We start from the raw sequence: 11,886 nt of genomic DNA, 5'->3' as shown, positions 1-11,886 counted from the left end.
CCAGCGTCCAGGAACGCGGCCCATTCCTTGCCGGATGCTCCCCGCGCATGCGGGGATGGTCCCAGCGGCAGAGATGGCCACACGTTCTTGGACAGGCGCTCCCCGCGCATGCGGGGATGGTTCAGGAAACGGGCTCAAACCCGGAGCGTCGTGTACAACGTGATGGTTGAGAGTGCTCTGCTCTGGCGGAAACTGCTCGCCTGGTGTCGTTCGAAGGGGTAGGCTCGGTCGTGGATGAATACCTCGAAGGGCCCCGGTTTTCCGGGGCCCTTCGTATTTTCCAGGAACTACAAGTTCCCGTTGCGCAACATTCCGAGCAGACCCGCCATCTCCTGTGCGGGAAGTTCGATGTGGCCGAGTGCGCGGTTTTGGGTGTCGCGGATTGCGGCACCGTCGCCCATGTCTGCGATTTCCACGCACTCGGACGCTCCCGCGCTGTAGCTGCTTTTGCGGAAGGCCAGGGCATCAGAGGATGAATGCGTCATTGTGCCTCGCTAGTGGATGAGTTGCTTCATGAGGTTGATCGTTTCTGCTTCGGGAAGAGCAGCCGTCACCACGCGGTTGAACGCCTCTCGGTAACTGGCCACCTGGGCAGGCTTCTCCAGGTACAGGCCTTCGGCTTTGGTTTCCAGGTAGATCAGGCTGGCGTCCAGTGGATCGTCGTAGTCCAGGATGACCATCGCGCCGAATGTCGCAGCGTGCAGGCCAGCCGAGAGAGGGAGAAGCTGAAGAGCGACGGTGTTGTCGGCTTCAGCCGTTGCGATCAGGTGACTGATCTGGTCACGCCCCAGCTCGGGGTCGGCTTGAAGCCGCAGCAACACGGTTTCGTCGATGATCGCGTGCAGGCGTGGCGCGTCGGGGCGGGCCAGGATTTCCTGTCGCTCTTTTCGCGCGGCGAGGATGCGCTCGATGTCCTTGTCGGAGCAGTTCCAGGCCACGCGCGCGGTGGCTGTTGTGTATCTCGGGGTCTGGAGAAGGCCGGGAACCACGATCGGCTGGTAAGTCGAGATGGTTGCGGCCTCGGCTTCGAAGCCGATGTAGGAGTCGGGAAGGACGTCGCTGTATACGTCCCACCAGCCGCGCTCCTTTGATTGCCGCCCCAGGGCGAGGATGGCCTCACGACGTGCGGGCTCGGTGACGCCGTAGGTGGTCATGAGGTCTTTAAGTGCACTGGAGTCGGGCCTGGACCGGCTTGCTTCCATGTGGTTGAGCCGTCCTGAGGACCATCCGAGTGCGCGTCGGGCCCCGTCCACGGTGTACCCCGCAGCCTCGCGCATCCGTTTCAGCTCCGCAGCGAGTCTGCGTTTGCGCACGGTAGGGCTCTGCCTCATGTCTGCCTCAAGGTCAGGGGTGGGTGTGGATGGCGTGCTGATCATATGACCGCCTCGAAAATCGGACTATTTCGCTCAACTTGAAGAGTTCACCTTGACGCTTCAAATTGAAGCATTCATTATGAGGGGAGAGGTATTCATTCGGTGGGCCGCCTTCATCCAGCGGCCGTACACCCCCAGGAGGGGACCCTCATGCGTTTCTTTTCTCTGCTCGCGTTGGCGAGTGTGTTGGTGGTGGCGGCGGTGATGCCCGCTCGGCGGGCGGGCCGTCACTGCGCCGCTGCTCCCGGTGCCGTGCCGGGTGTGCCTGGGCCGCAGCCTGTGCCTGCGCGTCAGGCGCGGGTGGTGCCGCGTATCCCGGACTATCCGCGTTTCGCGGAGGTAGCGGAGTCGCATTCGGCTTTGTGGGAGGTGACCTACCGCTATGGCGAGGCCGCGCCTTATGCCGCGCGCAACCGGGTCACCGCCCACGTGGTGGCGGTCTCGGACGTGGAGTTGTTGGACCACTGCCTGCACGTCTACGAGCCGCCCTCACCCCTGCGCGCCTACACCGCACCCCGCGTACGCGCCTACGCCCCCACGCAGTGCCAGAGCCGGTGAGCGCGGTGTGCACCCCCGACAGTGTTGCTGCGGCCCTGGCCCGGGTGCGGTGGGATTTCCCGGCCTGGACCATCACCCACACCCCTGACACCGACCCCGAACGGGCGTGGAGCGCGCACCTTCGAGCGCCGTTGACCCGGGCCGAACACGCACACGGGCGCAGGCGTCACCTGCACGCCTTCACCCTCGACGCCCTCCTCACCCAGCTGGGCGCCGAGCAGCGGGCCCTGGACGACCACGCCGGCCACCGGGACCGCCCCGGCCGGTGAGTGACCGGCCCTCAAGCGGGGGTCGCGCGTTCGCTCACCCCGACGCGCGGCCCCTTCTCCTCGAACCGACGGAATGTGCCTCCGCGCGCGGGGCACTCCTGCGATGCTGAAGGGACTCCTCCTCGTATGTCTTCCTCCGACCCGACTCCCACCGGCCGTGCCACTGCTCCCGTTCCCGACCCGGATGCGCCATTCGGCGACGTCAATGGTGGATTACTGATGAACCGCCAGGTCGCCGCCCTGTTCGGGGTGGGCGCCTCCACCGTGGCCCGCTGGGGCAGCCAAGGACTGATCGCTTACCTGCACACCCCCGGCGGAGCGCGGCGCTACCCCGCCGAACAGTTCCGCCACCTCCTCGACGACGCATGACCTCACCGGTACTCGCGCACGTCCCCCGCCCTGAGTCAGCCTTCCTGGACGAGGAAAAAACCGTGACTATCGATGTCTCCCGCGCGCTGGTGGAACAACAGCGCAACCTGGCCCTGGACGAGCCCAACGGACGGATCAGATCGTTCTCGCCCTCGGTGGTGCCGGCGCCGATGCAGACCCCGGCGTACGCGCGGGCGGTGGCGACCGCCAGCGGGTTGGTCCGCGCCGAGCACGTGGAGGAGATCGTGGAGATCCGGAGACGGCGTCAGCGGGCGCTGCGCGACGCCGAGTACCCGCGCACCTATGTGGTCACCGAATCCGCGCTGCGCCGCACGATCGGCGGCGTGGAGGTGATGGCGGAGCAGCGGGTGCTGCTGTTGGCGCTGGCCGAACTGGCGCACGTCACGGTGCGGGTGCTGCCCGAGCAGGACCGGCATCCGGTGATCTGGTCGTGCGGGTTCACCATCTCGGAGAACGCCACCAGTATCGAGGGCATCCCCTTCTCGATCGCGTTGCCGATCAAGGAGACCCGGCACTACCTCGCCCACTTCCAGGACCTCTTCCACGCGGCGCGGCCCTACGAGCTGTGAGCGCCGGGGCGACGCGGCGCGGGGGAGCGGTGGCCCCGTGCGCCGGGGACGGGTGAGGGGTCCGCGCCGCGAACCGAAACGGTGCGTGACGCGGACCCGGTGGCCGACACGAACCGGCCTGCGGGGTCACCGCAGGCCGAAAAGCCTCATCCCTGGTGCGGTCAGCCCTCCGACCAGTCGCCCTGGTCCTGGCCGGGGAGGTGCGTGCCGAAGGTCCACTCGTAGCCTTCGAGGTCGAGCACCCGGCACCGGTACGAGCCCCACTCGGTGTTCGCGGGGGTCCAGACGACGATGGCGCCCGCTTCGACGGCGGTCGCGTACACGGCGTCCACCTCCTTGCCGGAAGAGACGCTGATGTAGGCGCCGTGCCCCACCGTCTCGCCCTTGACCGGAGGGCGGTCGTAGTCGTTGTCGTCACTGAAGACGATGATCGCGACGTCCTCGCGCCGCAGCTCGGCGTGCATGATGCCGCCGTTGCCGTCCGGGAATTCCAGGGTGGTGGTGAAGCCGAAGGCCCGCTCCAGCCACCGCAGGGCGGCGGGTGCGTCGCGGTAGCTGTAGTAGGTGTGCAGGCTGGCGGGGCGGGTGCTCGCGTCGTTCATGGGCCCACTGTGACGGGTAACCCGGTCAGTTCCTTTCCGCAATGGTTCCTGTCTTTGCGCCGAGGCGAAAACACTGAGCAGCGGAGAGAGAAGCGCATGACCCGCCGGCCAGAGGGGCGCGTGCCCATGTCAGGGCGGTAATGCCTGATGGGAGCGATGATTGGTTCTTCCGCCCCTGGGGTGCGAGCGGGTGGATAATGGTGGGGTGGGTGCGATCATCGAAAGTCTCATTACGATAACGTCCCACAAAGCCTCAGGTCATTAACTGTGAGCCCCACGCACGTGGGGATGGACCCGCTCAATGCGCGCGACACGATTTTCCAGATCAGCGTGAGCCCCACGCACGTGGGGATGGACCGTCACTGCACCCATCACCAGTCATCGCCGCGCGGTGAGCCCCACGCACGTGGGGATGGACCGCACGACGGCCACGCCTGCCTGTACCACAGCCCGTGAGCCCCACGCACGTGGGGATGGACCGATCAACTAACTCGCTTAGTAGTTCTTCGGCGTGTGAGCCCCACGCACGTGGGGATGGACCGATCTCTTCCACGTTCACGCCGACGACCAGAATGTGAGCCCCACGCACGTGGGGATGGACCTTTCCCTTGCTTGGCTGCGCGTCGCACCGTCCCGTGAGCCCCACGCACGTGGGGATGGACCGTTTCGCGACCAGCGGCAAGCACGCAAGCAGGAGTGAGCCCCACGCACGTGGGGATGGACCGGCCAGGTCGAGAACGAGGGCGAGGGGCGCGGTGTGAGCCCCACGCACGTGGGGATGGACCGGAGCCGCCCTGGTGCTCGACGAGAAACGGGGCGTGAGCCCCACGCACGTGGGGATGGACCCTGAGCACACAGCCATCCGGGCACTCATCCAACGTGAGCCCCACGCACGTGGGGATGGACCGCGAAGGCGCCGCCGCCCGCATCGCCCGCCAAAGTGAGCCCCACGCACGTGGGGATGGACCATCAGGAGAACCGGCGATGAGGACCCTCAAGGCGTGAGCCCCACGCACGTGGGGATGGACCTACGGCGGGTACGTTTTCTCGAACGATCCCAAGGTGAGCCCCACGCACGTGGGGATGGACCGCGGCGCGTGCCGCTGAGCTGTCAACTGACCTCGTGAGCCCCACGCACGTGGGGATGGACCGACGAGACGCGCGGGCCTGAGCAGGCGCCGGTGGTGAGCCCCACGCACGTGGGGATGGACCGTTGCCGACCGCGCCGACGATGCCGCCGCGCGCGTGAGCCCCACGCACGTGGGGATGGACCGCGGAGACCGGGGGTCGTAGCGCACGACCTGGGGTGAGCCCCACGCACGTGGGGATGGACCTGCAGGGGTGTGAGGTCGAGACTCGATCCGCGGGGTGAGCCCCACGCACGTGGGGATGGACCAGAATGGGCTGACCTTGCGGAACTCATCGAGTCGTGAGCCCCACGCACGTGGGGATGGACCGCGCGGCCGCTACCACGAATTCGACGCCGACGCGTGAGCCCCACGCACGTGGGGATGGACCGCTCCGGAGCCGCCAGCTCCAGATGCGCGAGCAGTGAGCCCCACGCACGTGGGGATGGACCGAACCTGCGAGCCGATGTCCGGTCGGAACTCCTGTGAGCCCCACGCACGTGGGGATGGACCGGTCACGTGACCGGCTACTTCGATCGTGGCCGGGTGAGCCCCACGCACGTGGGGATGGACCGCGGCGCCGCCAATCCCAGCAGCGCCGCAGTCTGTGAGCCCCACGCACGTGGGGATGGAGCTGACCGGTTTCCCCTTCTTCTTCCGCGACGGTCAGCGGCGCAGTTCGGCGTCCAGTGCGCGGATCAGCTCGCCGACCCGCCCGCCGCCCTCCGGTGCGGGAGGGAAGCGTCCGAGCACGTTGACGACGCCTGGCGTCGCGCGCTGTGCCGCCTGGCCGACGTGGTCGGCGCCGACGGCCCGGTCGTCACCGGCGACGAGCTCGGCCGCCCTGGCCGCGTGGGCGCCCGCGCCGAGGATGTGCTTGACCTGGGTGGCCTTGGCCAGCGGATGCAGGTAGGCGGAGCCTGCCGCGGCCATCGCCGCCAACGCCGCCTCGCGCCCGGCCGCTGTGTCCGTGCCCTTCGCCGCCTTGAGCGCCGCCCACGCCGTGTCGCGCAGGGATTTCCCGCGCTCGCCGCCCCGGGCGAACTCCCACGCGGTCCTGACGGCCTCCCGTGGCCGCGGATCGCCGGGCCGGTCGGCCTCGAACACCTCGACCACCGTCTCCGCACACGCCGCGGCGAACGCGGTGACCTCGCGCAGGTCCTGCTTGCTCAGAACGATCCCGCTCGTCTCTCCCGACATGGCTCCATCTTCGGCCACCGCGCCGGACGCCTAGACGTCACGGGGGCGGGGGGCGTGCCGGACCTGTCCGGCGCCGGTGGCCGCCACCGGACAGGGGAGCACGGGGTCTACGCCGTGGCGGTGCGCCGTTTGCGCATGAGCCCCGCCGATCCGGCCACGCGCGCAGTGACGAGCAGGCTCGCCCGGCGGCTCAGCAGACCGTTCAGGACCGAGGCGGCGGTGATGCTCGTCTGCGCCACCGCGCTCGGTGCCGACCTGCGGCGGTCCAGGGCGAGCACCAGCGCCAGGGCGACCTCGTCGGGGGTCTGGAAACCGCCCTCGTACCCCTCGGTGCCGATCGCGTCGAAGAACTCCGTCCGGGTCAGCCCGGGGGAGAACGCCATGGTGCGCAGCCCGCTGCCGCGGGTCTCCCACCACAGCGCCTCGGTGAAGTTCAGCACGAACGCCTTGCTCGCCGCGTACACGGCCATTCCCGGTATCGGCTGGTAGGCGGCCGCGCTGGCGACGTTGACCAGGTAGCCGCCGCCGTTCTCGCACAGTCGGTCGAGGAACGCCCGGGTGACGTCCACGACCGCGGTCACGTTGAGCGCGACCAGCGCGTCGAGCTCCTCGGGGTCCTGGTCGCGAAACGCGCCGTCCGCGCCGACCCCGGCGTTGTTGACGAGGCTGGTCACGCGGATGCCGCGGCGGTCGATCTCCGCGGCCAGCGCCCTTCCCGCTCCGGGGCGTCCGAGGTCGGCTGAGACGGTCTCGACGACGACACCGTGGGAACTACGGAGCTCGGCGGCCAGCGCCTCCAACCGTTCGGCACGGCGGGCGACGAGCACGAGGTTCGATCCGCGCTTCGCGAGCCGGCGGGCCAGGGCGGCGCCGATACCGGAGCTGGCGCCGGTGATGAGGGTGGTCTGGGCGGAGTGGTCAACGATCATGCCGACACTGTAAGTCATTAATGGCACTTAGTGCCACACTTGGCTCTTGATGTCTTCTGGATAGGGTGGGGGCGTGCGCAACGAAGAACCGACACCCGGCTTGCGGGAACGCACCCGCCGCGCGGTACACCGGGAGGTCGCCGAGGTCGGGATGGCCCTCTTCCTCGAACGCGGCTTCGAGGAGACGACCATCGACCAGGTCGCGGAGGCCGCCGGGATCTCCCGCCGTTCCTTCTTCCGCTACTTCGCGACCAAGGAGGACGTCGTCCTCGGTGACCTGGCGGATCGGGGGCACCGCATCTGCGCGGCACTGGCGGTGCGGCCGCCCGGGGAACAGCCCTGGGAGGCGGTGCGGGCCGCGTTGCTGGCTTTGCGCGACGAAGGCCCGGTTGACACCGACGCCGAGCTGCGGATCACGCGGATGCTGCACGGGACCCCGTCCCTGCGCGCCCGCCACCTGGAGAAGCACCTCGCCTGGCAGGAAGTCCTGGTTCCCGAACTCGCCCGGCGGCTGCGCGGCCCGGACGACCCGGACGGGGTCGCGGCCGACCACCGCGCCGCCGCGATCATCGCCACCGCCCTCGCCTGCCTGGACGTCGCCAGCGAGACCTGGCTCCGCCTCGACGGCTCGGTTCCCCTCGAACAGCTCTGGGACGAGGCCGTGGCCGCGGTCCGCGCCTGAGGCCACCGGCGACGCCCCTGCGGCGGGCGCTACCCGGTGACCGCCGCGCGGGGGGCGTACATGATGATCGCGACCCCGACCAGGCACACCAGTGCGCCGATCACGTCGAAGCGGTCGGGGCGGTAACCGTCCAGGACCATGCCCCAGGCCAGCGACCCCGCCACGAAGACGCCGCCGTAGGCGGCCAGGATGCGTCCGAAATCGGCGTCCGGTTGCAGGGTGGCGAAGAACCCGTAGAGCCCCAGCGCGATCACCCCCGCGCCGACCCACAGCAGGCCGCGGTGCTCGCGGATTCCCTGCCAGATCAGCCATGCCCCGCCGATCTCGAAGACGGCGGCGACGACGAACAACAGGATGGAACGCAACGGCAGCATGGTTTCGCCTTCCGGCAGACGGAGAACTACGGAGGGGTTTTCAGGCGGGCAGGGTGCCGAGAAGCTCCTTGAGGAGCCCCCGGGCGTGGTCGGGGGCGGTGACCTCCAGCGTGACCCGTGCGCCCAGGCCCAGGTGCTTGGCCGAGGCGATGAACGCGAGCCGATCGACCGCCTGGTCGTCGTAGAGCCGATAACCCGACGCCGAACGCGTGGCGGGCAACAGTCCCTCCCGCTCGTAGAAACGGACGGTCGAGGGCGCCACGCCGCAGCGTCGTGCCAGATCGGACACCCGGTAAGTACCCACCCGCAAACGCTAGACCTTGAAGCCGACTCACAGGTCAACCCCTCCCGCGATCGCCCCGGGGCGGTTCGGGGGAACGGTCGGCGACGTCGGCCGTTGCCCCTTCGGTCAGCGGTTGTCCACAACCGGCAGGTCGAGGCCCGGCCACCCGCGTCCCGGGCCGGTCACACGGCCGTTCGGCGCCCTTCCGTGTCCGCGTGACGGCGGTTCCCGTCCCTGAGGCGGGCGCGCGGGCCGGAACCGTTCGGGCTGTGGACGGCCGTGCGCGGGCTGCCACGAGCGCCGTTAGGATCGAGCGCGTGAGTGAAGCACTGGATGATCTGCCCGAACAGATGCGGGTTCGCCGCGAGAAGCTCGACCGGTTGCGCGAGAACGGGGTCAACCCCTACCCCGTCACTTTTGCGCGCACCACCTCCGTGGCGGCGGTCCGGGAGAAACACGCCGGCCTGGAGGCGGACGTGGCCACCGGCGAGCGCGTCGGCCTGACCGGCAGGGTGATGCTCTACCGGACCGGCGGCAAGCTGTGCTTCGCCACGATCCGCGATTCCTCCGGCGACATCCAGGTCATGTTCTCCCTGGACAAGCTCGGCGCCGACTCCCTGAACGCCTGGAAGTCCGACATCGACCTCGGCGACCACGTCGGAGTCGAGGGAGAGGTCATCACCTCCCGGCGCGGCGAGCTGTCGATCATGGTCGAGTCCTGGGCGCTGACCGCCAAGTGCCTGCGCCCGCTCCCCGACAAGCACAAGGGCCTCACCGACCCAGAGGCCCGCGTGCGCCAGCGCTACGTCAACCTCATCGTCAACCCCGAGTCGCGCGACATGGTCGTGTCCCGGGCCAAGGCCGTGCGCGCGGTCCGCGACGGCCTCCAGGACCGCGGCTACATCGAGGTCGAGACCCCGATGCTCCAGCAGGTCCACGGCGGCGCGACGGCACGGCCCTTCACGACGCACATCAACGCCTACGACCTCGACCTGTTCCTGCGCATCGCGCCGGAGCTCTACCTCAAGCGCATGGTCGTGGGCGGCATCGAGAAGGTCTTCGAGATCAACCGCAACTTCCGCAACGAGGGTGCGGACTCCACGCACAACCCCGAGTTCACGATGCTGGAGTTCTACCAGGCCTACGCCGACTACAACGTCATGGCCGACATCACCCGCGACCTCATCCAAGAGGCGGCGGTCGCGGCCTTCGGTACGACCGTGGTCGAGCGCGACGGCCAGGAGATCGACCTCGGCGGCGACTGGCCCCAGGTCACGCTGTACGGGGCGGTCGGCGAGGCGCTCGGCGAGGAGATCAGCACCGCCACTCCGATCGAGACCGTGCGCAAGCTGGCCGACGCGCGCGGGATCGAGTGGAGCCCCGCCTGGGGGCAGGGCAAGTTGGTGGAGCACCTCTTCGAGGAGCTGGTGGAGCACACGCTCGTCCAGCCGACCTTCGTGCGCGACTACCCGCTGGAGACCAGCCCGCTGACCCGCCAGCACCGCGAGGACCCACTGCTCACCGAGAAGTGGGACCTCATCGGATTCGGCATGGAACTGGGCACCGGGTACTCCGAACTGGTGGACCCGGTGGAGCAGCGTCGCCGCCTCACCGAGCAGTCGCTGCTGGCCTCCGGGGGAGACCCCGAGGCCATGCAGCTCGACGAGGATTTCCTGCGCGCGTTGGAATACGCGATGCCGCCCTCGGGGGGCGTGGGAATGGGCATCGACCGGCTTCTGATGGCCTTCACCGGAAAAAACATCCGGGAAACCATTCTGTTCCCGCTCGTGAAGCCGAGTTAACGAGGGTTAACTTGTCCGGGGGCTGTCTTCTCGCCTGGTGAGAGGGCGGCCCTTCGCGTGATCATGGTGTGGTTCACGCCACGTTTGGGGTTCGGGCGATGCTGTCGCCAGGCGAATCAGCTGGCCAATCCACCTGTCCTACGAGTCAGTTTCAGAATACTCTTTCCTGCGGAGGAGCAGCTCCGGCGCCGAGTCGATGGAGTTTATCTTCGCAGGTCAATAAGGTTCCGGCAGGTTTTTGCGGTCACTCTTCGTAACCAATAGGATGCGGCCAATTACGCGCGGTCATTGAAAGGCTCTTGACGGTCCGTCGTGATCCGCTTAGCGTTTTGCTGCGAGCGGAGAATTCCGCATGTTTGTCGCAGAGGACCTATAACAAGATGAGGGGGATGGCCCGACAACGGCCCCGGTCGGTTTCGGTCATCCTTTGGTGAGTGCGCCTTCGCGTGATCTGTCCGTCCCAGATCACCGAGCTCGGTACTTGAATCCGGTTCACGCCTGGATTCCTGTTTCTGTGCCAGGAAGCAGGTTCCCCACCGCGTTCCGGATTCATGAAGATTCCGAAAGCGTGCGAACCAGGAGGCTGCGGCCCCCGTCTCATTGAGTGCCTTCGCGGCGATGAGTCGTTGTTCCGCACTCACCACAAATGAGGGAGGACGGAGTGGAACAGGCCACACTCGTACGTCATGTCATCAAGGAGACCAGCGCCCCGGTGTCGCGCGACACCATCGTGCCCACGCAGGTCCCCTCCCGCGACGCGGGCATTTTGGGTATGCACAGCGGAGGGCTGGACGAGGGCGACCTCAAAATGCTGGCGGAGATCGCCACCGGTGTCACCACCGACGTGGCAGCGCGCCGTCTGGAGCTGAGCGCCCGAACCCTGCGCCGTCGCCTCCGGGCCGTCTGCGATCGCCTCGGCGTCAACACCCCCATCGAGGCGGTCGTCTGGGCAGCTCGCCGCCAGCTCATCTAGACCACCATCCCCCTGACCAAGACCTCGTCTGCCGGACGGGACCGCCCCCAGGGCGCGACGCCGTCCGGCCGGCGAACGGGCCGGGCCGATTCGTTCCACGACCAGGGGCCGACCTTCTCCCCTGTGGAGAAGTCGCTGCGCCTGCGCCCCCGATGGGACGGGTAATCTGGCTCGGTCATGCCAGCAGAACAGATCACCGTCCGCCGCGCGCGGACCCGCGACGTCGTCCACGTCCGCCGACTCATCGACGCCTTCAGCGGGGAGCGACGCGTGCTCTCCAAGAGCACCGTCAACCTCTACGAGGACATCCAGGAGTTCTGGGTCGCCGAACTCGCCGACACCGGCGGGCCCGGCATCGTGGGCTGCGGAGCCCTGCACGTGCTCTGGGAAGACCTCGCCGAAGTGCGCACCGTCGCGGTCAACCCCGCTGTCCAGGGCCGCGGGGTCGGTCACCGCATCGTCAACGCGCTCCTGGACACCGCCCGCGAGATCGGGGTGCGCCGGGTCTTCTGCCTCACCTTTGAAACCGCCTTCTTCGGAAGGCACGGGTTCACCGAGATCAACGGGACCCCGGTTTCGGCCCGGGTCTACGAGGAACTGCTGCGTTCCTACGACGAAGGCGTCGCGGAGTTCCTCGACCTGGAGCGGGTCAAACCCAACACGTTGGGCAACGTCCGTATGCTGCTGCACCTCGACGCCTAGCCGCCCCCGCCCCGCGACGAACGGACGGGTCCGGGAGATTCCCCGGACCCGTG

The 11,886-nt window shown here is 68.3% G+C and carries 15 protein-coding genes and 2 CRISPR repeat arrays (1 of these 17 cut by a window edge); of the genes, 8 read left to right on the top strand and 7 right to left on the bottom strand.

Features of this window, described 5'->3' with window-relative positions:
* Window positions 1-123: direct repeats of the CRISPR family, unit length 28 nt; it reaches 454 nt to the left of the window's first position.
* Between the two features lie 164 nt (window positions 124-287).
* Together AC0VYP_RS22310 and AC0VYP_RS22305 are read right to left on the bottom strand one after the other, a co-directional pair.
* Window positions 288-485 (bottom strand): DUF397 domain-containing protein, encoded by a 198-nt coding sequence (locus tag AC0VYP_RS22310; RefSeq protein WP_475471680.1) that lies wholly within the window; start codon window positions 483-485, stop codon window positions 288-290.
* A gap of 9 nt (window positions 486-494) precedes the next feature.
* Window positions 495-1,331, bottom strand: a complete 837-nt coding sequence (locus tag AC0VYP_RS22305; protein ID WP_475471679.1) for a helix-turn-helix domain-containing protein — start codon at window positions 1,329-1,331, stop codon at window positions 495-497.
* Window positions 1,332-1,523: 192 nt separating this feature from the next.
* Between AC0VYP_RS22305 and AC0VYP_RS22300 the strand changes: the two genes are divergently transcribed.
* From AC0VYP_RS22300 to AC0VYP_RS22285, 4 genes are all read left to right on the top strand, one after another.
* Window positions 1,524-1,931 (top strand): hypothetical protein, encoded by a 408-nt coding sequence (locus tag AC0VYP_RS22300; protein WP_475471678.1) that lies wholly within the window; start codon window positions 1,524-1,526, stop codon window positions 1,929-1,931.
* Entirely contained in the window at window positions 1,928-2,200 is a 273-nt protein-coding gene (locus AC0VYP_RS22295; protein WP_475471676.1) for a hypothetical protein, read from the top strand. Before AC0VYP_RS22300 ends, AC0VYP_RS22295 begins: the two co-directional genes overlap by 4 nt.
* Before the next feature lie 219 nt (window positions 2,201-2,419).
* On the top strand, window positions 2,420-2,569 hold the full coding sequence (locus tag AC0VYP_RS22290) for a helix-turn-helix domain-containing protein (RefSeq protein ID WP_475471674.1): 150 nt from the start codon (window positions 2,420-2,422) through the stop codon (window positions 2,567-2,569).
* Between the two features lie 62 nt (window positions 2,570-2,631).
* Window positions 2,632-3,159 carry a Scr1 family TA system antitoxin-like transcriptional regulator gene (locus AC0VYP_RS22285; RefSeq protein WP_475471672.1) on the top strand — a complete coding sequence of 176 codons (528 nt, stop codon included), beginning with the start codon at window positions 2,632-2,634 and terminating at the stop codon, window positions 3,157-3,159.
* 161 nt (window positions 3,160-3,320) lie between these two features.
* Here AC0VYP_RS22285 and AC0VYP_RS22280 read toward each other — a convergent pair whose 3' ends face one another.
* The 3 genes from AC0VYP_RS22280 to AC0VYP_RS22270 all read right to left on the bottom strand — a co-directional run bounded on the left by AC0VYP_RS22280 (window position 3,321) and on the right by AC0VYP_RS22270 (window position 7,035).
* A complete protein-coding gene (locus AC0VYP_RS22280) occupies window positions 3,321-3,761 on the bottom strand; it encodes a VOC family protein (protein ID WP_285758428.1) in 441 nt (146 codons plus the stop codon).
* Between the two features lie 267 nt (window positions 3,762-4,028).
* Window positions 4,029-5,524: a CRISPR direct-repeat array (repeat unit 29 nt; unit sequence GTGAGCCCCACGCACGTGGGGATGGACCG).
* Between the two features lie 30 nt (window positions 5,525-5,554).
* Window positions 5,555-6,088 carry a putative immunity protein gene (locus AC0VYP_RS22275; RefSeq protein ID WP_475471671.1) on the bottom strand — a complete coding sequence of 178 codons (534 nt, stop codon included), beginning with the start codon at window positions 6,086-6,088 and terminating at the stop codon, window positions 5,555-5,557.
* Between the two features lie 107 nt (window positions 6,089-6,195).
* Window positions 6,196-7,035, bottom strand: coding sequence for an SDR family NAD(P)-dependent oxidoreductase (locus AC0VYP_RS22270; RefSeq protein ID WP_475471670.1), 840 nt, complete (start codon window positions 7,033-7,035; stop codon window positions 6,196-6,198).
* 55 nt (window positions 7,036-7,090) lie between these two features.
* On the opposite strand from AC0VYP_RS22270, the gene AC0VYP_RS22265 reads away from it, so the two are divergent.
* On the top strand, window positions 7,091-7,699 hold the full coding sequence (locus tag AC0VYP_RS22265; protein ID WP_475471668.1) for a TetR family transcriptional regulator: 609 nt from the start codon (window positions 7,091-7,093) through the stop codon (window positions 7,697-7,699).
* A 29-nt stretch (window positions 7,700-7,728) separates the two neighbouring features.
* Here AC0VYP_RS22265 and AC0VYP_RS22260 read toward each other — a convergent pair whose 3' ends face one another.
* Window positions 7,729-8,073: a YnfA family protein gene (locus tag AC0VYP_RS22260; RefSeq protein WP_285758440.1), complete on the bottom strand. Its 345-nt coding sequence runs from the start codon at window positions 8,071-8,073 to the stop codon at window positions 7,729-7,731.
* A 40-nt stretch (window positions 8,074-8,113) separates the two neighbouring features.
* Window positions 8,114-8,362: a MerR family transcriptional regulator gene (locus AC0VYP_RS22255; RefSeq protein WP_475471666.1), complete on the bottom strand. Its 249-nt coding sequence runs from the start codon at window positions 8,360-8,362 to the stop codon at window positions 8,114-8,116.
* 302 nt (window positions 8,363-8,664) lie between these two features.
* Here AC0VYP_RS22255 and lysX point away from each other — a divergent pair, with 302 nt between their 5' ends.
* From lysX to AC0VYP_RS22240, 3 genes are all read left to right on the top strand, one after another.
* Entirely contained in the window at window positions 8,665-10,158 is a 1,494-nt protein-coding gene (lysX, locus tag AC0VYP_RS22250; RefSeq protein WP_475474337.1) for a bifunctional lysylphosphatidylglycerol synthetase/lysine--tRNA ligase LysX, read from the top strand.
* Between the two features lie 661 nt (window positions 10,159-10,819).
* On the top strand, window positions 10,820-11,131 hold the full coding sequence (locus AC0VYP_RS22245; protein WP_285758442.1) for a LuxR family transcriptional regulator: 312 nt from the start codon (window positions 10,820-10,822) through the stop codon (window positions 11,129-11,131).
* Between the two features lie 177 nt (window positions 11,132-11,308).
* The gene (locus tag AC0VYP_RS22240) at window positions 11,309-11,833 is read left to right on the top strand and encodes an amino-acid N-acetyltransferase (RefSeq protein ID WP_475471664.1); all 525 of its coding nucleotides are present in this window, start codon (window positions 11,309-11,311) and stop codon (window positions 11,831-11,833) included.
* The last annotated feature ends 53 nt before the right edge of the window (window positions 11,834-11,886 follow it).

The organism is Nocardiopsis sp. iso_186 (assembly GCF_056173365.1).
Note: the sequence above shows the minus strand (reverse complement) of the source record. Positions and strands in the feature narration are given on the sequence as shown.